The sequence below is a fragment of the Pseudomonas sp. R9.37 genome (assembly GCF_963878885.1).
In the GTDB taxonomy this organism is placed as follows: domain Bacteria; phylum Pseudomonadota; class Gammaproteobacteria; order Pseudomonadales; family Pseudomonadaceae; genus Aquipseudomonas.
The window spans coordinates 617311-641998 of record NZ_CAWNZA010000032.1; the positions used below are offsets into that span (position 1 = coordinate 617311).

Genomic DNA, 24688 nt, shown 5'->3' on the forward strand with positions numbered 1-24688 from the left:
TGCAGTCACCTGAATTACTTTCCTGCAAGCCGGCACCGCGGAGGGTTTGATCATTTTGCAAAGACCTCCAGCAATCGGGGCGCAATTCTGTCCAGTGGGCGAATTTCAACAGCGGCATCAATGGCCGCCGCCGCTTTGGGCATGCCATACACCGCCGAACTCTGTTGATCCTGGGCGATGGTCAAATATCCTTGTTCACGCAGCAATTTGAGCCCCTGGGCGCCGTCGCGCCCCATGCCGGTCAGCAATACGCCGACGGCGTCGCCGTTCCAATGGCTGGCGACGCTTTCAAAAAACACGTCGATGGAAGGCCGGTAAATCTCGTTAACCGGCTCTGCGGTATAGGCTAGCGTGCCGTTTTTCAACAGGCGAATGTGGTGGTTGGTGCCGGCCAGCAGGACCACACCGCTTTGTGGCGGCTCGCCCTCACGCGCCAGGCGCACCGGCAGGCCGGACGCGCTGCTCAGCCACTCGGCCATGCCGGCGGCAAACACCTGGTCCACATGCTGCACCAGCACGATGGCCGCAGAAAAGTCGCGTGGCAAACCCTTGAGCAGGATTTCCAGGGCAGCCGGCCCGCCTGCCGACGAACCAATCGCCACCAGGCTTTGACGTTTGCCGGTGCCGCGCTGGGGCGCCGTTTCGGTGCGCACCCGGCTGCCGCGCTGGCCGACCAGCCAGCCAATGTTGAGGATTTTGCGCAGCAACGGCGCCGCCGCATCCTTGGCGTTGCCAACGCCCAGCGCCGGCGTATCCACCACATCCAGGGCGCCATGGCCCATGGCTTCGAACACGCGGCTGACATTGGCCTGGCGGTCCACGGTGACGATCACGATCGGGCACGGGGTCTCGGCCATGATCCGCCGAGTGGCCTCCACGCCATCCATCACCGGCATGATCAGGTCCATCAGGATCAGGTCCGGGATCACCTCGGCGCAGTGCTGCACGGCTTCCAGCCCGTTGCTGGCGACCCACACCACTTGGTGCGCGGGTTCGAAACTCAAGGCGCGGCGCAAGGCCTCTACTGCCATGGGCATGTCATTGACGATCGCAATCCTCATGCCCGGGCGCCTCCGATCAGTTCCATCACGGCGTCCAGCAAGGCATCGTCATGGAAACTGGCTTTAGCTAGATAATAGTCGGCGCCGGCATCCAGTCCACGACGCCGGTCTTCTTCGCGATCCTTGTACGACACCACCATCACCGGCAACGATTGCAGGCGACTGTCACGGCGCAAGAGTGTGACCAATTCAATACCATCCATGCGAGGCATATCAATGTCAGTGATGAGCAGGTCGAAGTCTTCGGAACGCAACGCGTTCCAGCCATCCATGCCATCGACCGCGACAGCCACTTCATAACCGCGATTAAGTAACAATTTGCGTTGCAGTTCACGCACGGTGAGCGAGTCGTCCACCACCAGCACGCGTTTACGCGGCGCCTCGGTAGCCTGCTGGCTACGCCGGGCGATGCGTTCCAGCCGGCCGGTATTGAGCAACTTGTCCACCGAACGCAGCATGTCTTCAACGTCAACGATCAACACCACCGAGCCGTCGTCCAGCAAGGCACCGGCTGAAATATCCTGAACCTTGCCGAGGCGATCATCCAGCGGCAACACCACCAGTGTGCGCTCGCCGATAAAGCGCTCCACCGCGATGCCATACACCGCATCGCGCTCGCGGATCACCACGACCTTGAGCGTCTCCTCGTTGCTCTGCCCCGGCGGGCGCTGCAGCAACTGGCTGGCGGCGACCAGGCCGACGTGGCGGCCCTCGTGCCAGAAATGCTGGCGGCCTTCCAGTTGCACGATGTCATCGGGGGCCAGGTCGCACATGCGTTCGATGTGCGCCAGCGGGAACGCATAGGCTTCCTCGCCGACTTCCACCACCAGGCTACGCACCACCGACAGGGTCAGCGGCACCTCAAGGTGGAAGCGGCTGCCGCGCCCCGCCGTCTGCTCCAGCACCACCGCGCCGCGCAGTTGGCGCACCATATGCTGCACCGCATCCAGGCCGACGCCGCGCCCGGACACTTCGGTGACCTTGTCACGCAGGCTGAACCCGGGCAGGAACAGAAACGTCAGCAGTTCTTCTTCACTCAGGCACTGAGCGGTTTCCAGTGGCGACAGGTGCCGGTCGACGATGGTGCCGCGCAGGCGCTCAAGGTCGACGCCGTTGCCGTCGTCGCTCAACTCCAGCACCAGCAAACCTGCCTGGTGCGAGGCGCGCAGGCGGATCAGGCCTTCGGCCGGTTTACCGGCCAGCATGCGCTGCTCGGGCATTTCGATACCGTGGTCGACGGCATTGCGTAACAGGTGCGTGAGCGGTGCTTCGAGCTTTTCCAGCACGTCGCGGTCAACCTGGGTTTTTTCGCCTTCGATTTCCAGGCGCACTTGCTTGCCAAGGCTACGGCCCAGGTCGCGGACCATACGCACCTGCCCGGCCAGTACATCGGCAAACGGGCGCATGCGGCAGGCCAGTGCAGTGTCGTAAAGCACTTGGGCACGCTGCCCGGCCTGCCAGCCGAACTCGTCCAGCTCGGCGGTTTTTTCCGCCAGCAAGGCTTGGGCTTCGCTCAACAGGCGCCGGGTGTCGGCCAGCGCTTCCTGGGCTTCGAGGTTCAAATCCAGGGCCTTGAGCTGGCCGTCCAACGTGTCCAGGGCGCGGGCGCTGTTGCTTTGAATGCGTTTGAGGCGCTGCATGCTCGCCAGGTAAGGCTTTAGCCGCTGGGTTTCCACCAGGGATTTACTCGACAGGTCGAGCAGGCTGTTCAAGCGCTCGGCGGTGACCCGCAGCACACGCTCGCCGCCTTCGGTCATGCGTTTGTTCTGGCGTGGCGGCTCGCTGGTTACGGGCGGCGCAGGCTCGGGTTCCAGCGGCAGCTCTTCGATAATCGGCGCCGGTGCAGATTGCGCAGGCGGCGGTGGCGCGATGCTGGCGGTCGGCTGCGACGGATCGAGCAAGCGCTCCATCAACGCCACATAAGCCTCGATGTCCGCCGGGCCAACGTCGTTGCCGGGCGTGGCGATGCGCATCAGCAGGTCGGTGCCTTGCAGCAGCGCGTCGATATGTTCGGGTTGCAAGTACAGGCGGCTTTCCTGGGCGCTGACCAGGCAATCCTCCATGACGTGGGCCACGCTGACCCCAGCGTCCACGCCGACAATCCGCGCCGCGCCCTTGAGCGAATGCGCGGCGCGCATGCACGCCTCCAGCTGGTCGGCCTGGGTCGGGTTGCGCTCAAGCGCCAGCAGACCGGCGCTCAGCACCTGGGTTTGCGCATCGGCTTCCAGGCTGAACAGCTCCAGCAGCGAGGCATCGCGCATCTGGTCGGGGGTCATGTGAGGCTCCGGGTCACGGCGGACAACAATTGCGCCTCGTCCAGCCAACGCAGGCTGCGGCCTTTCCACTGCAACACGCCCTGGGTGAAGCGCGCACTGGCCTGGGTGCCAGAGGCCGATGCGGCCTTCAAGGTGCGCTCATCGATGGCGTGGATGCCGTCGACTTCATCGACCGGCACCACGACCGGGCCGTCCTGCGCGGCGATGATCAACATGCGCGGCATGATGCGCCCGCCGCTGGCCCCGTTGCTGGTCGCATCCAACCCCAGCAGCTCCACCAACGACAGGCACGCCACCAAGGCGCCACGCACATTGGCCACGCCGAGCAGCGCCCGGGAACGCTGGTGCGGCAGCGAATGAATCGGTTGCAGCGGCGCCACTTCGACCAGGCACCGGGTGGCGATGCCCAGCCATTCCTCGCCCAGACGGAACATCAACAGGGAACGGGTAACGATGTCTTCGTCGAGTTCGGCCACGGCATAGGCGCGCTCATCGCCCTGCTGCAAGGCATAACGGTCAAGCAAACGGGTGGCGGCGGCGGAATACACCGAGCAGTTGCGGCAGTGAATATGCTCCGCCAGCAGCGGGCAGGACTTGTCGCCATGGATGCCGATGCGGTTCCAGCAGTCGTCAATGGCTTGGGTGTCGGCCAGGGTCAGGTCCAGGCCCGCGGTGTTGAGCGCGTCGGTGCTACTCATCGTTTGGACTCACTGTCAGCTCGCTCGCTACGCCCGGCCCGCGCCTGCAAACGGCGCGCCCCCGCACTGTCGCCCTGAGACTCGAGCAACGCCGCCAGGTGCATCAAGGCCTGCGGGTGCTGCGGCTCCAGGTACAACGCTTTTCGATAATAGCCCTGGGCTTCCAGGGCGCTGCCGGCCACATCGCTGAGCAACCCCAGCCAATAAAACACCTGGGCGGCCGGCGGATGGTTACTCAAATACTGCTCGCAGGCGGCGCGGGCTTCGGCGCTTTTGCCTTCATTGGCCAGCGTGGCGATACGGCTGAGCAAGTCGCCGGCATCCGTGTGCGGCGCCTTGACCGGCAGCCCCTGTGCGCTGACCGTGCTGAACGGCCGTGGCTTGACCGGAATCGGTGCGGCACTGCGTTGTGGAACCGGCGCAGGCACGGGCACAAACACCGGCTCAGGCTTGACCGGCTCGAAGTGCCGACTGAAGGCAAAAGATTGCGGTACGCCAATCGAGCGCATGCCATGGCGGCCCAACAGGCTGCCTTCGGCCGGGCCGATAAACAGCACGCCGTCCAAGTGGGTCAGGCCCTTGAGCACATCAAAGACTTGCTTTTGGGTCGGCTGGTCAAAGTAGATCAGCAAGTTGCGGCAAAACACGAAGTCGTAGCTCGGCTCATTGGCCAGCAGGCCCGGATCGAGCAGGTTGCCGACTTGCACGCGCACTTGTTCGCGCACCCGGTCGGCGATGTGGAAGCCGTCGGCCTCTTCGGTGAAATGGCGCTCGCGAAACTCGATGTCGCTGCCGCGAAACGAATTCTTGCCATACACGCCACGCTTGGCGCGCTCCACCGACAGCGGGCTGACATCCAGGCCCAACACCTTGAACTGATGCGGCGCCAGGCCCGCATCGAGCAGGGCCATGGCAATCGAATACGGCTCCTCGCCGGTGGAACACGGCAAGCTCAGAATACGCAGCGCGCGCATCTGCTTGATCTCGGCCAGACGTGCCTTGGCCAGCCGCGCCAGGGTGGCAAACGACTCGGGGTAACGGAAAAACCAGGTCTCGGGCACGATCACGGCTTCGATCAGCGCTTGCTGCTCATCATGCGAGCTCTGCAGATGCCTCCAGTAAGCCTCCGGCGTCTGCGCCAGCACAGCCTGGCTGCGCTGGCGCACCGCGCGCTCGATGATTGCCTCGCCCACTGACGCGACGTCCAGGCCGATGCGTTCCTTCAAGAAGGCAAAGAAGCGCGGGTCGTTGCTCATAGACTCAGCTCGGCAGAAAACAGCAAAGTGCGCACGGGCTCGGTGAGCAGTTCGTTGACACCAATCCATTGCATCAAGCCCAAGGCATCCTCACGCACCAGCCCCAGGTAGGGTGCCTCGCGATTGTCCAGGCCATAGGGCTTGAACTCCCCGAGGCCGCAGCGCAGGGTGTCGGTGGCCTGTTCCAGGATCAGCCCCAGCCAGCGCGCTTCAATCCACGGTTGCGGCTGGTAGTTGACCAGCACCAACCGCGTACTGGTGCGGGCTTGGGCCGGCGTGCCGAAGGTCAGCGCACACAGGTCGATCACCGGCACCAGCGCGCCACGGTGGGCAAAAATCCCCGCCACCCAGACCGGCGCATGCGCGATGGGTTTGAGCGGCAGGCGCGGCAGCACCTCGGCCACTTCCGTGGCTTTGAGGGCATAACGTTCGCCGCCGATGTGAAACACCAGAAACAACGCCTTTTTCGCTGCCGGGACGGCGCCGCGTTTAGCCGCGAGGTCGCTCATCAGACTTTGAAACGCGACACGCCGCTGCGCAGACCGACCGCAACCTGGCTCAATTCATCAATGGCAAAGCTGGCCTGGCGCAGGGATTCGACGGTCTGGCTGCTGGCATCGCCCAATTGCACCAGCGCGTGGTTGATCTGCTCGGCACCGGTGGCCTGGGCCTGCATGCCCTCGTTGACCATCAACACGCGTGGCGCCAACGCCTGCACCTGATGAATGATCTGCGACAGTTGCTCGCCCACTTGCTGCACTTCGAACATGCCGCGGCGCACTTCCTCGGAGAACTTGTCCATGCCCATCACACCGGCCGACACCGCCGACTGAATCTCGCGCACCATCTGCTCGATGTCGTAGGTGGCCACGGCGGTCTGGTCGGCCAGGCGCCGCACTTCGGTGGCGACCACGGCGAAACCGCGGCCATATTCACCGGCCTTCTCGGCCTCGATGGCGGCGTTGAGCGACAACAGGTTGGTCTGGTCGGCGACCTTGACGATGGTCACCACCACTTGGTTGATGTTGCCGGCTTTCTCATTGAGGATCGCCAATTTGGCATTGACCAGGTCGGCGGCGCCCATCACCGAGTGCATGGTTTCTTCCATGCGCGCCAGGCCCTGCTGGCCGGAACCGGCGGCGACCGAGGCCTGGTCGGCGGCGGTGGACACTTCGGTCATGGTACGCACCAGGTCTTTGGACGTGGCGGCTATCTCCCGCGACGTTGCGCCGATCTCGGTGGTCGTTGCCGCGGTTTCGGTGGCGGTGGCCTGTTGCTGCTTGGAGGTGGCGGCAATCTCGGTGACCGAGGTGGTCACCTGCACCGATGAGCGCTGGGCCTGGGACACCAGGGCCGTCAGCTCGGTCATCATGTCGTTGAAGCCGGTTTCGACGGCGCCGAATTCGTCTTTGCGCTCCAGATTCAGGCGCTTGCTCAAATCGCCATCGCGCATGGTGCCGAGGATCGAGACGATGCGCTGCATCGGCGCCATGATCGCGCGCATCAGGAGCAAACCGCACAGGCCGGCGGCGAGGATGGCCAGCACCAGCGACACGAACATGCTGACCTTGGCGGCGGATACCGCCTCATCGATGGCGGTGGTTGCACGGTCGGCGACGCTTTTGTTTTCGGTGATGATGTCGTTGAGCTTCATGCGCCCTGCCGTCCAGGCGGGCGTCAGGTTGGCGTTGAATTCCTTGCGTGCAGCAACCAGGTCATTGCGCTGCAGGGCGTCGAGCACTGTGGCCAGGCTCTTGTTATAGGCCTGGTGCAAGGCTTCGAATTTGTCGAACTCGGCCTGGTCATCGCGGCCGTTGATGGTTTGCTGGTAGTTGGCCATCTGCGCCTGGATGCGCCCTTCAAATGACTTGAAGTCAGCCCTGTCGGCGTCGGTCATGCCCTTGTCGTCACGCAGACCGAGCAATTCCAGGGTTTGCAGGTAGCTGTCGACCCAGGCACTGCGGATCATCGAGCTGAGATAAACCCCCGGCACCGCGTCATCGCGGACAGCCGTCTCGCTGACCTCAATCTTCAGCAACCGTGAATAAGAGACCACAACCATCAACAGCATGATCGCGATAATGACCGCAAAGCTCGCCAAAATCCGTTGGCGCAAGGTCCAGTTCTTCACAGTAATTCCTCGAAGGGCCATTCAAATGGAGGGGAGTATAGCTGAGCCTTTGCCCTCATTTATCAATGGGTTTTGATGGAGCGTGCACAGAATGCGAATAAATGTGGGAGGGGGCTTGCCCCCGATGACAGTCGCTCAGTTGAAATATCTGCAACTGATGGACCGCCATCGGGGGCAAGCCCCCTCCCACCTTTTTTGATGTGTGAACAGCCTGGGTTTATGAGTTGAGCCGCACCTGTTTTTCCAGCTCGGCCTTTAAGCCGGGTTCCAGTTTCAGCTGGCGCGCCAATTCATCCAGATAGGCCTTTTCCATAAAATTCTCTTCGTCTACCAGCATCACACTGGCGATGTACATCTCGGCGGCCATTTCCGGGGTGCTTGCCGCGCGCGCCACATCGGCCGGGTCCAGGGGTTTGTTCAACTCCGCGTGCAGCCAGCTTTGCAGCTCACGGTCGTCGTCCAGCTTGGTGAACTCGCCTTCGATCAGTGCGCGCTCACGCTCATCCACATGCCCGTCGGCCTTGGCCGCTGCAACCAGCGCTTTAAGAATGCCCTGGCTGTGCTGCTCGACCTGGGCCGGTGGCAGGCGGTCGATGGTCTGCGGCTCACCCTGGGGCGCATTGGCCTGTTGCGCCTGCCAATTACCGTAGGCCTTATAGGCAATCACGCCCAAGGCCGCCAAGCCGCCATAGGTCAGGGCCTTGCCGCCGAAATTGCGCGCTTTCTTGTTACCCAGCAGCAAGCCCATGGCCCCCGCCGCCAGGGCCCCGCCACCTGCGCCACCGAGCAGGCTGCCCAGGCCACCAGTGCCGAGCAGCCCGCCGAGAGCGCCCTTGTCGTCGGACTTGGGCTGGCCGCCGGCTTTCTTCTGCAACATGTCCTGGCCAGATTTGAGCAACTGATCGAGCAATCCACGGGTATTCATTCGCAGCCTCCAGGCACTTGGGTTTGTAGGAGTAATAGGTCGCCAGCGTAAAACTAAGTGCCAAAAAGCCGCGATCTAGAGTGCTTCCAGATGTAACGCCACTGCCCTTCGATTAAAACGATATACACTCGGGAAAATCTATAAAAATACCCCACTGGTAATTCCAGCATGATGACCTTGCGTCAAATCCGGCACTTCATCGCCGTGGCCGAGACTGGCTCGATCTCCGCCGCCGCGCAAACGGCGTTTATTTCCCAGTCGACCCTGACCCTGGCGATCCAGCAACTGGAACAGGAAATCGGCGTCAACCTGTTCAACCGCCACGCCAAGGGCATGACCCTGACCCATCAGGGCCATCAGTTTCTGCGCCAGGCGCACCTGATCCTCGCCACCGTCGACAACGCCAAGCGCAGCCTGCAACAGAGCACCGACCAAGTGGCCGGCCAGTTGATCATCGGCGTGACCAGCCTGGTGGCCGGCTATTACCTCGCCGACTTGCTCACGCGCTTTCAACGCGCTTACCCGAATGTGGAAATCCGCGTGATGGAGGATGAACGGCCGTACATCGAGCACCTGCTGGTCAGCGGCGAAATCGATGTCGGCGTGTTGATCCTCTCCAACCTTGAAGACCGCCACGCCCTGCAGACCGAAGTGCTGACCCACTCGCCCCACCGTTTATGGCTGCCGGCCCAGCATCCGCTGCTGGAACACGACAGCATCAACCTCGCCGATGTGGCGCGCGAACCGCTGATTCAGCTGAACGTGGATGAAATGGGCCACAACGCACAACGGATGTGGACCGGCGCCGGCCTGCAACCGCGCGTGACCTTGCGCACCGCCTCCACTGAGGCCGTGCGAAGCCTGGTGGCCGCCGGCCTCGGCGTGTCGATCCAGCCGGACATGACTTACCGCCCCTGGTCGCTTGAGGGCGACATTATTGAAGCGCGGCCGATTGCCGACCTCAGCCAGACCCTCGACGTGGGCCTGGCCTGGCGCCGCGGCACCGCGCGGCCGGCGCTGGTTGATCCATTCCTGACGGTGGCCCGCGAACAGCCACATCCGCGCAAGCCATCTATTTAATCGAATGCTACTTTCAGTATTTAGTATTTGTTGACCTCGCGCCTGACCTCTAGTCTCTGCCTATCCCATAAGAGAAGGTCAGGCGCCTTGTAAGAGAACGCCCATGGCCACACAAGAAAAGAGATCGCGAAAAATGTCCGGCGCGCCCACCCCGCTGCTCACTGCGTTGCTGATCGACGGCGAACTGGTCCAGGGCCAGGGGCTTGGCGAGCCGATCATCAACCCGGCCAGCGGTGAAGTCCTCACCCAGATTGCCGAAGCCAGCAGCGAGCAAGTCGAAAGCGCTATCGTCGCCGCTCATCGCGCCTTTGCCGGTTGGTCGCGGACCACGCCGCAGCAACGCTCGAACATCCTGCTGGGGATTGCCGACGCCATTGAAAAACAAGCCGACTACCTCGCCCGCCTGGAATCGCTGAACTGCGGCACGCCCTTGCACCTGGCGCGCCAGGATGATTTGAGCGCCACCGTGGATGTATTCCGCTTTTTCGCCGGTGCCGTGCGTTGCCAGACCGGCCAACTCAGCGGCGAATACCTGCCCGGCTACACCAGCATGGTGCGCCGCGACCCGATTGGCGTCGTCGCCTCGATTGCGCCGTGGAACTACCCGCTGATGATGGCCGCCTGGAAAATCGCCCCGGCACTGGCCGCCGGTAACACGCTGGTGTTCAAACCGTCAGAACATACGCCGCTGTCGATCCTGGCCCTGGCCCCCGTCCTCAAGGACCTGCTGCCGCGCGGGGTGATCAACATCCTGTGTGGCGGCGGTGAAGGCGTTGGCAGTCACTTGGTCAGCCATCCCAAAGTGCGCATGGTTTCGCTGACCGGCGATATCGTCACCGGGCAGAAGATTCTGCAGGCCGCCTCCAAAACCCTCAAACGCACGCACCTGGAACTGGGCGGCAAGGCGCCGGTGATCGTGTGCAACGACGCCGACCTGCAGGCCGTGGTCGAGGGCGTGCGCGCCTACGGTTACTACAATGCCGGTCAGGATTGCACCGCCGCCTGCCGCATCTATGCCCAGGCCGGCATTCACGACAAATTGGTCGCCGACCTCGGCGCTGCCGTCAGCAGCCTGCGCTTTGCCGGCAAGCGCGATGCCGACAACGAGCTCGGCCCGCTGATCAGCACGCGCCAGCGCGACCGCGTCGCCAGTTTTGTCGAGCGCGCCCTTGGCCAGCCGCATATCGAGCGCGTCACCGGTGCGGCCGTGCACTCCGGCGCCGGCTTCTATTACCAGCCAACCCTGCTGGCCGGTTGCAAACAGAACGATGAAATCGTGCAGCGCGAAGTGTTTGGCCCGGTGGTTACCGTGACCCGCTTCGACGAACTGGAACAGGCGGTGGATTGGGCCAACGACTCCGAATACGGCCTGGCCTCTTCCGTCTGGACCCAGAACCTGGACAAGGCCATGCAAGTGGCGTCGCGCCTGCAATACGGCTGCACCTGGATCAACAGTCATTTCATGCTGGCCAGCGAAATGCCCCACGGCGGCTTGAAGCGCTCGGGGTATGGCAAAGACCTGTCCAGCGATTCGCTGCAGGACTACAGCGTGGTGCGCCACATCATGGCCCGCCACGGCCAGCACCTTTAAAACAACAACGACGCTCACGCATTACCTGCTGCACAAACTGCCCCGACCATAATTAAAGAAGAGGGAACCCCCATGTCTGCGCACAAGACCGCACTGCTCAGTGCCCTGACCACCGCGCTGCTGGCCAGCGCCAGCCTGCAGGCCGCCGAACCGCTCAAGGCGGTGGGCGCCGGTGAAGGCCAGTTGGATATCGTCGCCTGGCCCGGCTACATCGAACGTGGCGAAAGCGACAAGGCCTACGACTGGGTCACTGGTTTCGAGAAGGAAACCGGCTGCAAGGTCAATGTGAAAACCGCCGCCACCTCCGACGAAATGGTCAGCCTGATGGCCAAGGGCGGTTATGACTTGGTCACCGCTTCCGGCGACGCGTCGCTACGCTTGATCGGCGGCAAGCGCGTGCAGCCGATCAATACGGCGCTGATCCCGAACTGGAAAAACATCGACCCGCGTCTCAAGGATGCCCCGTGGTACGTGGTCGGCCAGCAAACGTACGGCACTCCGTACCAGTGGGGCCCGAACGTGTTGATGTACAACACCAACGTGTTCAAGACCGCGCCCACCAGTTGGAATGTGGTGTTCCAGGCGCAGGACCTGCCGGACGGCAAGCCGAACAAGGGCCGCGTGCAAGCCTATGACGGCCCGATCTACATTGCCGACGCGGCGCTGTACCTCAAGAGCACCCAGCCGGAACTGGGCATCCAGAACCCGTACGAGCTGACCGAAACCCAGTACAAGGCCGTGCTCGAATTGCTGCGCGCCCAGCAACCGTTGATCCACCGCTACTGGCACGACACCACCGTACAGATGAGCGACTTCAAAAACGAAGGCGTGGTGGCCTCCAGCGCCTGGCCGTATCAGGTCAACGGCCTAGTCAACGAGAAGCAGCCGATTGCCTCGACCATCCCCAAAGAAGGCGCCACCGGGTGGGCGGACACCACCATGTTGCATGCCGAGGCCAAGCACCCGAACTGCGCCTACAAGTGGATGGACTGGTCGCTGCAGCCCAAAGTCCAGGGCGATGTCGCTGCCTGGTTCGGCTCACTGCCGGCGGTGCCTGCGGCCTGTAAGGAAAGTGAACTGCTGGGCGCCGAAGGGTGCAAGACCAACGGCTTCGACCAGTTCGACAAGATCGCCTTCTGGAAAACCCCGCAGGCTGAAGGCGGCAAGTTCGTGCCGTACAGCCGCTGGACCCAGGATTACATCGCGATCATGGGCGGCAGGTAAGACCTTGCAGACGGCATAGATCCCCTGTGGAAGAGGGCTTGCCCCCGAGAGCGATGTGTCAGCCAACCTATCGGTCACTGACCAACTGCTATCGGCGGCAAGCCCCCTCCCACATTGACCGCATTCACAGATGTTTTGATTTTTCAGAAGTCCAGGCCGGGCCGCTGCGACGACCCGCGCCTTTTTGGAGCACCGCACCATGACGCTTGCAGTCCAATTCACCCACGTTTCCCGTCAGTTCGGCGAAGTGAAAGCCGTTGACCGGGTTTGCATCGATATCCAGGACGGCGAGTTCTTTTCCATGCTCGGCCCTTCCGGCTCCGGCAAGACCACGTGCCTGCGCCTGATTGCCGGGTTCGAGCAGCCGAGCGCGGGCTCGATCCGTATTCATGGCGAGGAAGCCGCCGGCTTGCCGCCGTATCAGCGCGACGTGAACACCGTGTTCCAGGATTACGCACTGTTCCCACACATGAATGTGCGCGACAACGTGGCCTACGGCCTCAAGGTCAAAGGCATCGGCAAGACCGAACGCCTGAACCGCGCCGAAGAAGCCTTGGGCATGGTCGCCCTCGGCGGCTATGGCGAGCGCAAGCCGGTGCAGCTCTCCGGTGGCCAGCGCCAACGGGTGGCCCTGGCCCGCGCACTGGTCAACCGCCCCCGCGTGTTGCTGCTCGACGAACCGCTGGGCGCCCTCGACTTGAAGCTGCGCGAACAAATGCAAAGCGAGCTGAAAAAGCTGCAGCGCCAGCTCGGCATCACCTTCATCTTCGTCACCCATGACCAGACCGAAGCGCTGTCGATGTCTGACCGCGTGGCCGTGTTCAACAAGGGCCGCATTGAACAGGTCGATACCCCGCGCAACCTGTACATGAAACCGGCGACCACTTTCGTCGCCGAGTTTGTCGGCACCTCCAACGTGATTCGCGGCGAGCTGGCCCAGCGCCTCAGCGGCAGTGCGCAGCCATTCTCGATTCGCCCGGAACACGTGCGTTTTGCCGAAGGCCCGCTGGGCGTCGGCGACGTCGAAATCAGCGGTGTGCTGCACGACATTCAGTACCAGGGCAGCGCCACCCGCTATGAGTTGAAACTGGAAAACGGCCAGGCGCTGAACATCAGCCAGGCCAACACCCAATGGCTGGACATCAGCAGCGGCCATCAGGTCGGCCAGTCGATCACCGCGCGCTGGGCGCGGGAAGCCATGACCCCGCTGACCGATACCGCAGGCGAGGTGTGACATGAGCCTGGCCCTTTCCCAACCGCCGATGCGCAGGTTTTCGAACCTGCTGTATAAAAAGCCCAACCTGTACCTGGCGATGCTGTTGATACCGCCGCTGATCTGGTTCGGCGCGATCTACCTGGGCTCGCTGCTGACCCTGCTGTGGCAAGGTTTCTACACGTTTGACGACTTCACCATGGCGGTCACGCCAGACCTGACCCTGGCCAACTTCGCCGCGCTGTTCCAGCCGTCGAACTTCGACATCATCGTGCGCACCTTGAGCATGGCGATTGTGGTGTCGATCGCCAGTGCCGTGGTGGCCTTCCCCATCGCCTACTACATGGCGCGCTACACCACCGGCAAGACCAAGGCGTTTTTCTACATCGCGGTGATGATGCCGATGTGGGCCAGCTACATCGTCAAGGCGTATGCCTGGACCTTGCTGCTGGCCAAGGGCGGCGTGGCGCAGTGGTTCGTGCAGCATTTGGGCTTGGAGCCGCTGTTGCAGCTCGTGCTGGGCATTCCCGGCGTGGGCGGCAGCACCTTGAGCACCTCGCACCTGGGGCGATTCATGGTGTTCGTCTATATCTGGCTGCCGTTCATGATCCTGCCGATCCAGGCTTCGCTGGAGCGTTTGCCGCCGTCGCTGCTGCAAGCCTCGGCCGACTTGGGCGCCAAGCCGCGCCAGACCTTCATGCAGGTGATTTTGCCGCTGTCGGTGCCGGGCATTGCTGCCGGCTCGATCTTCACGTTTTCGCTGACCCTGGGCGACTTCATCGTGCCGCAACTGGTGGGCCCGCCGGGGTACTTCGTCGGCGGCATGGTCTACGCGCAGCAAGGCGCCATCGGCAACATGCCTATGGCCGCTGCATTCACCCTGGTGCCGATCGTGCTGATCGCGGTTTACCTGTCCATCGTCAAACGTCTGGGGGCCTTCGATGCACTCTGAAAAAGCCTCACTGGGTTTAAAAATCGCGGCCTGGGGCGGGTTGGTTTTCCTGCATTTCCCGATCCTGATCATCTTTCTCTACGCCTTCAACACCGAAGAAGCCGCGTTCAGCTTTCCGCCCCAGGGCTTTACCCTGAAGTGGTTCAGCGTGGCCTTCGCCCGGCCGGACGTACTGGAAGCGATCAAGCTGTCGCTGCAGATCGCCGCCATCGCCACCCTGATCGCCATGGTGCTTGGCACATTGGCTTCGGCCGCGTTGTATCGCCGTGAGTTCTTCGGCAAGCAAGGCGTGTCGCTGATGCTGATCCTGCCGATTGCGCTGCCGGGGATCATCACCGGTATCGCGCTGCTAGCGACGTTCAAGACGCTGGGGATCGAGCCGGGGATGTTCACCATCATCGTCGGCCACGCGACCTTCTGCGTAGTGATCGTCTACAACAACGTCATCGCGCGCTTGCGCCGTACGTCCCACAGCCTGATCGAAGCCTCGATGGACCTGGGCGCCGACGGCTGGCAGACCTTCCGCTACATCATCATGCCCAACCTGGGCTCGGCGCTGCTGGCCGGCGGCATGCTCGCGTTTGCGCTGTCGTTCGACGAAATCATCGTCACCACCTTCACCGCCGGCCACGAGCGCACCTTGCCGCTGTGGCTGCTCAACCAGCTGAGTCGCCCTCGCGATGTGCCGGTGACCAACGTGGTGGCGATGCTGGTGATGCTGGTCACGATGTTCCCGATTCTCGGTGCCTATTACCTGACACGCGGCGGTGAAAGCGTGGCCGGGAGTGGCGGTAAATAACGGTGCCATTGAAGGAACACGGTTCAAATGTGGGAGGGGGCTTGCCCCCGATGGCAGTGGGTCAGTTGTAGAGGGTGTGACTGGAAGATTGCTATCGGGGGCAAGTCCCCCTGTCACATTTAGAGCCAGTTAATTCAAGGAAATAACGATAGTTGGTGGAGAGCTGAACCATGCAAACCAAATTACTGATCAACGGCCATCTGGTCGAAGGCGAAGGCCCGGCCCAAGCGGTATTCAACCCGGCACTCGGCCGCGTGCTGGCGGAAATCAAGGAAGCCAGCGAAGCCCAGGTCGACGCCGCCGTGCGCGCGGCCGATGCAGCCTTCGAAGGCTGGTCGCAAACCGCGCCGAAAGATCGCTCGCTGTTGCTGCTCAAACTCGCGGACGCGATCGAGGCCCATGGCGAAGAACTGGCCAAGCTTGAATCGGACAACTGCGGCAAACCCTACAGCGCCGCGCTGAACGACGAGATCCCGGCAGTTGCCGACGTGTTCCGTTTCTTCGCCGGCGCCAGCCGGTGCATGAGCGGTTCGGCCGGCGGTGAATACCTGCCGGGCCACACCTCGATGATCCGCCGCGACCCGGTGGGCGTGATCGCGTCCATCGCGCCGTGGAACTACCCGCTGATGATGGTCGCCTGGAAAATCGCCCCCGCACTCGCCGCCGGTAATACCGTGGTGCTCAAGCCGTCGGAACAAACCCCGATGACAGCGCTGCGCCTGGTCGAACTGGCGTCGGAAATCTTCCCGGCCGGTGTACTCAACCTGGTATTTGGCCGTGGGCCGACCGTGGGCAGCCCGCTGGTCAATCACCCGAAAGTGCGCATGGTCTCGCTGACCGGCTCCATCGCCACCGGTGCGAACATCATCTCCAGCACCGCCGACAGCGTGAAGCGCATGCACATGGAGCTGGGCGGCAAGGCGCCGGTGATCATCTTCAATGACGCGGACATCGACGCGGCCGTCGAAGGCATTCGCACCTTCGGCTTCTATAACGCTGGCCAGGACTGCACCGCCGCCTGCCGCATCTATGCCCAGGCAGACATCTACGAGGCGTTTGTCGAGAAACTCGGTGCGGCAGTCGCCAGCATCAAGTACGGCTTGCAGGATGACCCGGCCACCGAGCTGGGCCCGCTGATCACCGCACAACACCGCGACCGCGTGGCCGGGTTTGTTGAACGCGCCGTGGCTCAGTCGCACATCCGCCTGGTCACGGGTGGCAAGGCGGTGGAAGGCAATGGGTTCTTCTTTGAGCCTACGGTGTTGGCGGATGCGCAACAGGACGATGAAATCGTGCGCCGCGAGGTATTTGGCCCGGTGGTGTCGGTGACCAGGTTCACCGATGAAGCGCAGGTATTGGGTTGGGCCAATGATTCGGACTACGGGCTGGCGTCGTCCGTATGGACCGCCGATGTAGGCCGTGCCCATCGCCTGGCCGCACGCCTGCAGTATGGCTGCACCTGGGTGAACACCCACTTCATGCTCGTCAGCGAAATGCCGCACGGCGGTCAGAAACTGTCCGGGTATGGCAAGGACATGTCCATGTACGGGTTGGAGGACTACACCACCGTCCGGCATGTGATGTTCAAGCACTGACACCCTGCCCTGTGGAAGCGGGCTTGCCCGCGAATGCGGTCCATCAGGCACTCCTGTGTGGAGTGACACACCGTATTCGCGAGCAAGCCCGTTCCCGCAAGGGATCTTCTTATAACAATAAAAATTTGCAGGTTCTTTCCCATGGACATCACCCGCCGCGACTTCCTCAACGGCGTCGCTATTACCCTTGCCGCCAGCATGACCCCGCTGCAATTGCTCCAGGCCGCGCCCGATGGCCGTTACTACCCACCCGCCCTCACCGGCTTGCGCGGCAGCCATGTCGGCTCGTTCGAGGTGGCACACCAGATGGGCTGGGAAAAGAAGGTGTTCGCCACCGAGCAACTGCCCATCACCGAGGACTATGACCTGGTGGTGGTCGGCGGCGGCCTGAGTGGCTTGTCGGCCGCCTGGTTCTATCGCGAGAAGCACCCGAAGGCGAAAATCCTGATCCTGGAGAACCACGACGACTTCGGCGGCCACGCCAAGCGCAATGAATTCCAGGCCGGTGGCCGCATGATCATCGGCTACGGCGGCAGTGAGGCCTTCCAGTCGCCGAAACACCTCTACAGTCAACACGTGAATGGCTTGCTGAAAAAGCTCGGGGTGAATATCCAGCGTTTCGAAACCGCCTTCGACCGCCAGTTCTACCCTGGCCTGGGGCTGTCGCGCGGGGTGTTCTTCGACAAGGAAAACTTCGGCGAAGACAAGCTGGTGACCGGCGACCCGACGCCGATGGTGGCCGACGACATCGCCCCGGACCAATTGAACGCGCGCGCCATCAGTGACTTCATCAATGACTTTCCCTTGCCGCCGGCAGACCGTCAGGCATTGATCGAGCTGCACACGGCGCCCAAGGATTACCTGGCGGGTAAATCCGCAGAGGAAAAAGCCGCCTACCTTGCCGCCACCAGCTACCGCGATTTTCTGCTCAAGAACGTCGGGTTGTCGGAAGGCGCGGTGAAGTACTTCCAAAGCCGCACCAATGACTTCATGGCGTTGAGCATTGATGCGGTGGCGTCGGCCGATGCTTACAGCGTAGGTTTCCCAGGCTTCGGCGGGATGAACCTGGCGCCGATCAGCGAAGAAGCGGCGGCGGAAATGGAAGAGCCCTACATCTACCACTTCCCGGATGGCAACGCGTCGGTGGCACGCCTGCTGGTGCGCAGCCTGATCCCGGGCGTGGCGCCGGGGCACACCATGGACGATATCGTGTTGGCGGCGTTCGACTACGCCAAGCTCGACCAGCCCAAGGCCGCGGTACGGCTGCGACTCAACAGCACGGCGGTGAGTGTGCGCAACGTCGGCGATGGCGTGCACATCGGCTACAGCCGTGGCGGCCAACTCGCACAGGTGCGCGGTAAACGCTGCATCCTGGCCTGCTACAACATGATGATTCCGTACCTGCTCAAAGACCTGCCGGCAGCGCAGGCGCATGCGCTGAGCCAAAACGTGAAATACCCGCTGGTCTACACCAAAGTGGTGATCCGTAATTGGCAGTCGTTCCAGAAACTGGGCGTGCATGAGATTTATGCGGCGACCCAGCCTTACAGCCGCATCAAACTGGACTACCCGGTGAGCATGGGTGGCTACGATCACCCGCGCGACCCGACACAGCCGATTGGCTTGCACATGGTGTACGTACCGACCAGCCCCAACAGCGGCATGAACGCTCGCGACCAGGCGCGCGCCGGGCGAGGCAAGCTGTACGGGCAGACGTTCGAGCAGTTGGAAGCGCAATTGCGGGATCAGTTGCAACGCATGCTCGGCCCGGGTGGGTTCAACCACGAGACCGACATTCTGGCGATCACTGTCAACCGCTGGTCACACGGTTATGCGACGTTCTCCAACAGCTTGTTCGATGACGCCAATGACAGTGAGGCGTGGATGAAGCTGGCGAAAAAGCCGGTGGGGCATGTGAGCATCGCCAACTCGGATGCGGCGTGGAGCGCGTATGCGCATGCGGCGATTGATGAGGCGTATCGGGCGGTGGGTGAAGTAGCCTGAAATAAGGCCTATAGGCCAATACAGGTCCCATTGTGGGAGCGGGCGTGCTGGCGAATGCGCTGTGTCAGTCTCGGGATTTAATGACTGATTCAAACCTTTCGCGAGCAAGCCCGCTCCCACATTGGCTCGTCATCATTTTTGAGTGAGGTGTTGGACCGAGCCCCCGGAAATAACTTGTTTCACATGCAAGGCCATCACGCCGCCATCAATCAATTTTCCTACGTCACCGAACCGCTTAAGCTATCCGGCGTCTGTTTATAGTCCGTTGCGTTTGGCCGAAGGCATGTCCGAACCGTTATTTCTGATCCAGCACGTGCCAGGAACGGCGCGGGATTTGCTCACGACAGGTTGTCTCTATGCACCGCAGGAATTTGCTTAAAGCGTCCATGGCCATTGCGGCTTACACCGGTTTGTCGGCCAGTGGCCTGCTGGCCGCGCAGGCCTGGGCCGGTAACCGTGCCGCCGATGGCAAGGCCGTGGCGTTTGACTTTGAAACACTCAAAGCCCAGGCCAAACAGCTCGCCGGCTCCGCGTATAAAGACACCAGACAGGTGCTGCCGCCGACCCTGGCAAACATGACGCCGCAGAATTTCAATGCCATCGGCTACGACGGCAACCATTCGCTGTGGAAGGAATTGAACGGCCAGCTCGACGTGCAGTTTTTCCACGTCGGCATGGGTTTCAAGACGCCGGTGCGCATGCACAGCGTCGACCCCAAGACCCGTGAAGCCCGCGAGGTGCATTTCCGCCCGTCGTTGTTCAACTATGAAAAAACCACGGTGGACACCAAGCAACTGACCGGCGACTTGGGTTTCGCAGGTTTCAAGCTGTTCAAGGCGCCGGAGCTGGATCGCCATGACGTGCTGTCGTTCCTTGGCGCCAGCTACTTCCGTGCGGTGGATTCCACCGGCCAGTACGGCCTTTCCGCACGTGGCCTGGCGATTGATACCTACGCGAAAAAACGCGAAGAATTCCCCGACTTTACGCAGTTCTGGTTCGAAACCCCGGCCAAGGACGCCACGCATTTTGTGGTCTATGCCCTGCTCGACTCGCCGAGCGCCACCGGTGCCTACCGCTTCGACATCGATTGCCAGGCCAATCAGGTGGTGATGGCCATCGACGCGAACATCAATGCGCGCACCGCCATCGAACAATTGGGCATCGCGGCGATGACCAGCATGTTCAGCTGCGGCACCGTTGAACGCCGCATGTGCGACACCATCCACCCGCAAATCCACGATTCTGACCGCCTGGCGATGTGGCGCGGCAATGGCGAGTGGATCTGCCGCCCGCTGAACAACCCGGCCACACTGCAATTCAACGCGTTCGCCGACACCGACCCGAAAGGCTTCGGCCTGGTGCAGACCGACCATGAGTTCGCCAGCTACCAGGACACCGTCGACTGGTACAGCAAGCGCCCAAGCCTGTGGGTTGAACCAACGACCGCATGGGGCGAAGGCTCCATCGACCTGTTGGAAATCCCCACCACCGGCGAAACCCTGGACAACATCGTGGCCTTCTGGACCCCGAAAAAGCCCGTGGCCGCCGGCGATTCGCTCAACTATGGCTACAAGCTGTACTGGAGCGCATTGCCACCGGTGAGCACGCCGCTGGCGCAAGTCGATGCCACCCGTTCAGGCATGGGCGGCTTCACCGAAGGTTGGGCACCGGGCGAACACTACCCCGAAGTGTGGGCGCGCCGCTTTGCCGTGGACTTCAAGGGCGGCGGCCTGGACCGTCTGCCGGCCGGCACCGGCATCGAGCCCGTGGTGACTTGCTCGCACGGTGAAGTGAAAGACTTCAGCGTGCTGGTGCTCGACAACATCAAGGGCTATCGCATTCTGTTCGATTGGTACCCGACCAGCGACAGCGTCGAGCCGGTGGAATTGCGGCTGTTTATCCGCACCCAGGACCGCACCTTGAGTGAAACCTGGTTGTACCAGTACTTCCCGCCTGCACCGGACAAGCGCAAGTACACCTGACCCACAACGTGGGGGCTGGCTAGCCAGCGCCCACGCGATTAAAGGGTTGTCTAAAACCGCGACACACTCTTCATCGCCCCTATCAGATACCGCATCGCGACCTGATCGTTTTCGGTCAGGGCGCGATATTGCGCCAGCAATTCGGCTTCATCCGAACTCAACCTGCGGCCACGCAAGAACATCCTGCGGGTCAGAAAAGACGCCACCACACCCGCTACACCATAGGACTTGGCCATGGACTGTTTCTCCTGATATCGATCTAAGACTCCTGTCGCCCATCACCCACCTTCCCTGAGGCGCAATGCCTTCGCGGACACACCGACTGACTCCCTGGGCCAGAAATCAGACTTACCTTAAGCGTAGAAACAATCTCGTCACGTGTGGGATTTTTTTAGAGTATTAACTTAAATAATTCGCTTAGGTAACAAAGACCTACAACCCTTTCGCACGCAGCAACCGCCAGCGCTGGAAGTTGTAAGAAACGCGCGCAAGAAAAAACCCACCGGGTCAGGGTGGGTTTCGGTGAACCAGGCGCTGATCAGTCGCGCAGATCAGACTCATGAATCGGCTGATCACGATGGGTCGCCCGTTGGTACTGCGCCGGCCACGTCGCCTGGCGCCCGCCCAAGTCATCGTCGGCATGCAGCGGCCAGTACGGGTCACGCAACAGCTCGCGGGCCAGGAAGATGATATCGGCCTGACACGTGCGCAGAATGTGCTCGGCCTGGGCCGGCTCGGTAATCATGCCGACCGTGCCGGTGGCGATGCCCGACTCTTTGCGCACCCGCTCGGCAAAGCGCGTCTGGTAGCCGGGGCCAGTGGGGATCTCGGCGTTGGCGGCGGTGCCGCCGGACGACACGTCGATCAGGTCTACGCCCAGGTCTTTGAGGCGGCGCGCCAGTTCCACGGTTTCATCCGGGTTCCAGCCGTCTTCCACCCAGTCGGTGGCCGACACGCGAACAAACAGCGGCAATTCCTGTGGCCAGACCTCACGCACAGCCTGGGTTACTTCCAGCACCAGCCGTATGCGGTTTTCAAACGAGCCACCGTAGTGGTCCTGGCGCTGATTGCTGATGGGCGACAGGAATTGATGCAGCAGGTAACCGTGGGCCGCATGGATTTCCACCACCTCGAAACCCGCCGTAAGCGCGCGTTTGGCAGCGGCGACAAAGTCGGCGATCACTTGCTGGATTTGCGCGTCATCTAATGGTTTGGGCTGGGTGTGGTTGGGATCAAAGGCAATCGGCGAAGGCCCAACCGGCACCCAGCCGCCCTCTTCCGGCTTGACGCTGCCGTGCTTGCCGATCCACGGCCGGTGAGTGCTGGCCTTGCGCCCAGCGTGCGCCAGTTGAATGCCTGCCACTGCGCCTTGGGCAGCAATGAAACGCGTGATGCGTTGCAACGGTTCGATTTGTGCGTCGTTCCACAGGCCCAGGTCCTGGGCAGTGATGCGGCCATCGGCGGTCACGGCGGTGGCTTCGGTGAAAATCAGCCCGGCGCCGCCCACGGCGCGGCTGCCAAGGTGCACCAGGTGCCAGTCATTGGCCAGGCCATCGTCGGATGAGTACTGGCACATCGGCGAGACGGCAATCCGGTTGAGCAGGGTCAATTGGCGGAGGGTGTAGGGTTCGAGCAGCTGACTCATGGCGCACCTCTTCTGGGTTCTGTGGGCACTATTCAAACAGTGCCTAGAGCCTAGTCGACAACGGTGGCTTGCACAGGGTTCAGATGGAAAACGGGAGCCGATTGCCGGCTCCCGTGCAGCAGCGGCTTACATTTCGACCTGGGTGCCCAGCTCGATCACCCGGTTGACCGGGAGTTTGAAGAAGCGCAGGTTGCCGTTGGCGTTCTTCAACATGAAGGCAAACAGGCTTTCACGCCAACGGGCCATGCCCTTGATGCGCGAGGCAATCACCGTTTCGCGGCTGAGGAAGTAGGTGGTGCGCATCGGGCTGAAATCCAGGTCGTCCAGATGGCACAGCTTGAGTGCTTCGGGCACGTCCGGCTCATCGGTAAACCCGAAGTGCAGGATCACCCGGAAGAAGCCTTCCCCATAGGCGTCCACCTCAAAGCGCCGCGAGGCCGGCACACGCGGAATGTCTTCATAGACCACCGTCAGCATCACCACTTGCTCATGCAGCACCTGGTTGTGCAGCAGGTTGTGCAACAGCGCGTGGGGCACGGCGTCCGGGCGCGCGGTGAGGAACACCGCGGTGCCCTGCACGCGATGCGGCGGCTGCACGCGAATACTGCTGATGAAGATCGGCAACGGCAGGCCGCCCTCGTCGAGGCGGTCCATCAGCAGTTCCTTGCCGCGTTTCCACGTGGTCATCAGGATAAACAGCACAATCCCCGCCAACACCGGGAAGGCACCGCCCTGCACGATCTTGGGCACGTTGGCGGCGAAGAACAGGCCATCGACCAACAGGAAGCCGATCAACACCGGAATCGCCAGCACGGGCGGCCATTTCCACAGCAGCAGCATTACCGCCGACACCAGGATGCTGGTGATCAGCATGGTGCCCGTCACTGCCACGCCGTACGCCGAGGCCAAGGCGTTCGAAGATTCGAAGCCCAGCACCAGCAGGATCACGCCGACCATCAGCGACCAGTTCACCGCGCCAATATAGATCTGGCCTTGCTCGGCACTGGAGGTGTGCTGGATATGCATGCGCGGGATGTAACCCAACTGGATGGCCTGGCGGGTCAGCGAGAACGCGCCGGAAATCACCGCCTGGGAGGCAATTACCGTGGCCAGGGTCGACAGTGCCACGAGCGGGATCAACGCCCAGTCCGGCGCCAGCAGGTAAAACGGGTTGCGCGCAGCTTCCGGGTTTTCCAGCAGCAAGGCGCCCTGGCCGAAGTAGTTGAGCACCAGCGCCGGCAGCACCAGCGCGAACCATGCGCGCGCAATCGGCTTGCGGCCGAAGTGGCCCATGTCGGCGTACAGCGCTTCGGCACCGGTCAACGCCAGCACCACCGCGCCGAGAATCGCCACGCCCATGCCGGGGTGGACGACAAAGAAGCGCACGCCCCACACCGGGTTCAGTGCATTAAGAACTTCCGGATGTTGCGCAATGCCATGGATGCCGAGCCCGGCCAGTACCAGGAACCACACCACCATCACTGGCCCGAACAGTTTGCCGATGCGGTCGGTGCCGTGTTTCTGAATCAGGAACAGGCCCACCAGCACCACCAAAGACAGCGGCACCACCCAACGCTCCAGGCCATCAAAGGCCAGTTCCAGGCCCTCGACCGCCGATAACACCGAGATCGCCGGGGTGATCATGCTGTCGCCGTAAAACAGCGCCGCGCCGATCAGACCAAGGATCACCAGCACCGAACGCAATTTGGGGTAGGGCGACGCCGCACGCCGCGCCAGCGCCGTCAGGGCCATGATGCCGCCCTCGCCCTGGTTGTCCGCGCGCAGGATAAACAGCACGTACTTGATCGAGACGACCCACACCAGCGACCAGAAAATCAGCGCCAGAATGCCGAAGACCCCGTCATGATTGACTTGAACTCCGTAACCACCAGTAAACACTTCTTTAAGGGTATAGAGCGGGCTGGTACCGATATCGCCGTAAACCACCCCGACTGCCGCCACCAGCATGCCAATCGGCTTTGCATTGGAATGCTCGGCACCTGCCGCCTGACTATTTGCCTGACCCATCAACCACTCCTGCCCTTTGACCCAAGGTCTTTTATAAACAACGCGTCTAAGCTGACCGTAGCATGCGCTGTTTTACTTCTCGTAACAGACGTTTTATTGACCCAAGGGTTTTACCCATGTGCAACGGCGCGAAGCATAGCGCAGCACTCGTCGCATTTCCCCGTATAAAGCTGGTCAAGTGCGTTGCCCGTCGCTAGAATTGCGCACTTTTTGATCAGAGGCGCACCA

Annotated in this window: 19 protein-coding genes; 9 read left to right on the forward strand and 10 right to left on the reverse strand. The window is 62.1% G+C overall.

Translation table 11 applies throughout. The features are described from left to right. Window positions 1-50 precede the first annotated feature (50 nt). From AACU78_RS18690 to AACU78_RS18720, 7 genes are all read right to left on the reverse strand, one after another. On the reverse strand, window positions 51-1061 hold the full coding sequence (locus AACU78_RS18690; RefSeq protein ID WP_106577209.1) for a chemotaxis response regulator protein-glutamate methylesterase: 1011 nt from the start codon (window positions 1059-1061) through the stop codon (window positions 51-53). After that, window positions 1058-3337 (reverse strand): hybrid sensor histidine kinase/response regulator, encoded by a 2280-nt coding sequence (locus AACU78_RS18695; RefSeq protein WP_106577210.1) that lies wholly within the window; start codon window positions 3335-3337, stop codon window positions 1058-1060. Before AACU78_RS18695 ends, AACU78_RS18690 begins: the two co-directional genes overlap by 4 nt. Continuing rightward, window positions 3334-4035: a chemotaxis protein CheW gene (locus AACU78_RS18700; protein WP_106577211.1), complete on the reverse strand. Its 702-nt coding sequence runs from the start codon at window positions 4033-4035 to the stop codon at window positions 3334-3336. The genes AACU78_RS18695 and AACU78_RS18700 overlap by 4 nt, the downstream gene beginning before the upstream one ends. Next, window positions 4032-5291, reverse strand: a complete 1260-nt coding sequence (locus AACU78_RS18705; RefSeq protein WP_106577212.1) for a CheR family methyltransferase — start codon at window positions 5289-5291, stop codon at window positions 4032-4034. The genes AACU78_RS18700 and AACU78_RS18705 overlap by 4 nt, the downstream gene beginning before the upstream one ends. Next, window positions 5288-5800, reverse strand: a complete 513-nt coding sequence (locus tag AACU78_RS18710; RefSeq protein WP_106577213.1) for a chemotaxis protein CheW — start codon at window positions 5798-5800, stop codon at window positions 5288-5290. Before AACU78_RS18710 ends, AACU78_RS18705 begins: the two co-directional genes overlap by 4 nt. Further along, on the reverse strand, window positions 5800-7422 hold the full coding sequence (locus AACU78_RS18715; RefSeq protein ID WP_106577214.1) for a methyl-accepting chemotaxis protein: 1623 nt from the start codon (window positions 7420-7422) through the stop codon (window positions 5800-5802). Before AACU78_RS18715 ends, AACU78_RS18710 begins: the two co-directional genes overlap by 1 nt. Before the next feature lie 217 nt (window positions 7423-7639). Then, a complete protein-coding gene (locus AACU78_RS18720; protein ID WP_106577215.1) occupies window positions 7640-8347 on the reverse strand; it encodes a tellurite resistance TerB family protein in 708 nt (235 codons plus the stop codon). 168 nt (window positions 8348-8515) lie between these two features. Between AACU78_RS18720 and AACU78_RS18725 the strand changes: the two genes are divergently transcribed. From AACU78_RS18725 to AACU78_RS18765, 9 genes are all read left to right on the forward strand, one after another. Then, a complete protein-coding gene (locus tag AACU78_RS18725) occupies window positions 8516-9427 on the forward strand; it encodes a LysR family transcriptional regulator (RefSeq protein ID WP_003209548.1) in 912 nt (303 codons plus the stop codon). Window positions 9428-9560: 133 nt separating this feature from the next. After that, entirely contained in the window at window positions 9561-11018 is a 1458-nt protein-coding gene (locus AACU78_RS18730) for a gamma-aminobutyraldehyde dehydrogenase (protein WP_256586942.1), read from the forward strand. Between the two features lie 72 nt (window positions 11019-11090). After that, window positions 11091-12242 (forward strand): putative ABC transporter substrate-binding protein YdcS, encoded by a 1152-nt coding sequence (gene ydcS, locus AACU78_RS18735; protein WP_106577217.1) that lies wholly within the window; start codon window positions 11091-11093, stop codon window positions 12240-12242. A 199-nt stretch (window positions 12243-12441) separates the two neighbouring features. Beyond that, window positions 12442-13476, forward strand: a complete 1035-nt coding sequence (locus AACU78_RS18740) for an ABC transporter ATP-binding protein (protein WP_106577218.1) — start codon at window positions 12442-12444, stop codon at window positions 13474-13476. 1 nt (window position 13477) lies between these two features. Then, window positions 13478-14407 carry an ABC transporter permease gene (locus tag AACU78_RS18745; protein ID WP_106577219.1) on the forward strand — a complete coding sequence of 310 codons (930 nt, stop codon included), beginning with the start codon at window positions 13478-13480 and terminating at the stop codon, window positions 14405-14407. Further along, the gene (locus tag AACU78_RS18750; protein WP_106577220.1) at window positions 14397-15206 is read left to right on the forward strand and encodes an ABC transporter permease; all 810 of its coding nucleotides are present in this window, start codon (window positions 14397-14399) and stop codon (window positions 15204-15206) included. Before AACU78_RS18745 ends, AACU78_RS18750 begins: the two co-directional genes overlap by 11 nt. Before the next feature lie 170 nt (window positions 15207-15376). After that, a complete protein-coding gene (locus AACU78_RS18755) occupies window positions 15377-16801 on the forward strand; it encodes a gamma-aminobutyraldehyde dehydrogenase (protein WP_106577221.1) in 1425 nt (474 codons plus the stop codon). Window positions 16802-16942: 141 nt separating this feature from the next. After that, complete coding sequence (locus AACU78_RS18760; RefSeq protein WP_106577222.1) at window positions 16943-18805, forward strand: flavin monoamine oxidase family protein; 1863 nt, start codon at window positions 16943-16945, stop codon at window positions 18803-18805. A gap of 356 nt (window positions 18806-19161) precedes the next feature. Further along, entirely contained in the window at window positions 19162-20787 is a 1626-nt protein-coding gene (locus tag AACU78_RS18765; RefSeq protein ID WP_106577223.1) for a glucan biosynthesis protein D, read from the forward strand. Between the two features lie 50 nt (window positions 20788-20837). Here the strand turns inward: AACU78_RS18765 and AACU78_RS18770 are convergent, their stop codons facing one another. The 3 genes from AACU78_RS18770 to AACU78_RS18780 all read right to left on the reverse strand — a co-directional run bounded on the left by AACU78_RS18770 (window position 20838) and on the right by AACU78_RS18780 (window position 24460). Then, window positions 20838-21023: a hypothetical protein gene (locus AACU78_RS18770; RefSeq protein ID WP_106577224.1), complete on the reverse strand. Its 186-nt coding sequence runs from the start codon at window positions 21021-21023 to the stop codon at window positions 20838-20840. A gap of 302 nt (window positions 21024-21325) precedes the next feature. Beyond that, complete coding sequence (locus AACU78_RS18775) at window positions 21326-22432, reverse strand: NADH:flavin oxidoreductase/NADH oxidase (protein WP_106577225.1); 1107 nt, start codon at window positions 22430-22432, stop codon at window positions 21326-21328. 126 nt (window positions 22433-22558) lie between these two features. Beyond that, on the reverse strand, window positions 22559-24460 hold the full coding sequence (locus AACU78_RS18780; protein WP_106577226.1) for a potassium transporter Kup: 1902 nt from the start codon (window positions 24458-24460) through the stop codon (window positions 22559-22561). Window positions 24461-24688 lie beyond the last annotated feature (228 nt).

Coding starts and splice junctions, on each gene's coding strand:
- AACU78_RS18695 (WP_106577210.1), bottom strand. CDS start 3,337: ATGACCCCCGACCAGATGCGCGATGCCTCGCTGCTGGAGCTGTTCAGC.
- AACU78_RS18760 (WP_106577222.1), top strand. CDS start 16,943: ATGGACATCACCCGCCGCGACTTCCTCAACGGCGTCGCTATTACCCTT.
- AACU78_RS18730 (WP_256586942.1), top strand. CDS start 9,561: ATGTCCGGCGCGCCCACCCCGCTGCTCACTGCGTTGCTGATCGACGGC.
- AACU78_RS18750 (WP_106577220.1), top strand. CDS start 14,397: ATGCACTCTGAAAAAGCCTCACTGGGTTTAAAAATCGCGGCCTGGGGC.
- ydcS (WP_106577217.1), top strand. CDS start 11,091: ATGTCTGCGCACAAGACCGCACTGCTCAGTGCCCTGACCACCGCGCTG.
- AACU78_RS18710 (WP_106577213.1), bottom strand. CDS start 5,800: ATGAGCGACCTCGCGGCTAAACGCGGCGCCGTCCCGGCAGCGAAAAAG.
- AACU78_RS18720 (WP_106577215.1), bottom strand. CDS start 8,347: ATGAATACCCGTGGATTGCTCGATCAGTTGCTCAAATCTGGCCAGGAC.
- AACU78_RS18765 (WP_106577223.1), top strand. CDS start 19,162: ATGCACCGCAGGAATTTGCTTAAAGCGTCCATGGCCATTGCGGCTTAC.
- AACU78_RS18725 (WP_003209548.1), top strand. CDS start 8,516: ATGATGACCTTGCGTCAAATCCGGCACTTCATCGCCGTGGCCGAGACT.
- AACU78_RS18770 (WP_106577224.1), bottom strand. CDS start 21,023: ATGGCCAAGTCCTATGGTGTAGCGGGTGTGGTGGCGTCTTTTCTGACC.
- AACU78_RS18690 (WP_106577209.1), bottom strand. CDS start 1,061: ATGAGGATTGCGATCGTCAATGACATGCCCATGGCAGTAGAGGCCTTG.
- AACU78_RS18745 (WP_106577219.1), top strand. CDS start 13,478: ATGAGCCTGGCCCTTTCCCAACCGCCGATGCGCAGGTTTTCGAACCTG.
- AACU78_RS18705 (WP_106577212.1), bottom strand. CDS start 5,291: ATGAGCAACGACCCGCGCTTCTTTGCCTTCTTGAAGGAACGCATCGGC.
- AACU78_RS18780 (WP_106577226.1), bottom strand. CDS start 24,460: ATGGGTCAGGCAAATAGTCAGGCGGCAGGTGCCGAGCATTCCAATGCA.
- AACU78_RS18700 (WP_106577211.1), bottom strand. CDS start 4,035: ATGAGTAGCACCGACGCGCTCAACACCGCGGGCCTGGACCTGACCCTG.
- AACU78_RS18775 (WP_106577225.1), bottom strand. CDS start 22,432: ATGAGTCAGCTGCTCGAACCCTACACCCTCCGCCAATTGACCCTGCTC.
- AACU78_RS18755 (WP_106577221.1), top strand. CDS start 15,377: ATGCAAACCAAATTACTGATCAACGGCCATCTGGTCGAAGGCGAAGGC.
- AACU78_RS18740 (WP_106577218.1), top strand. CDS start 12,442: ATGACGCTTGCAGTCCAATTCACCCACGTTTCCCGTCAGTTCGGCGAA.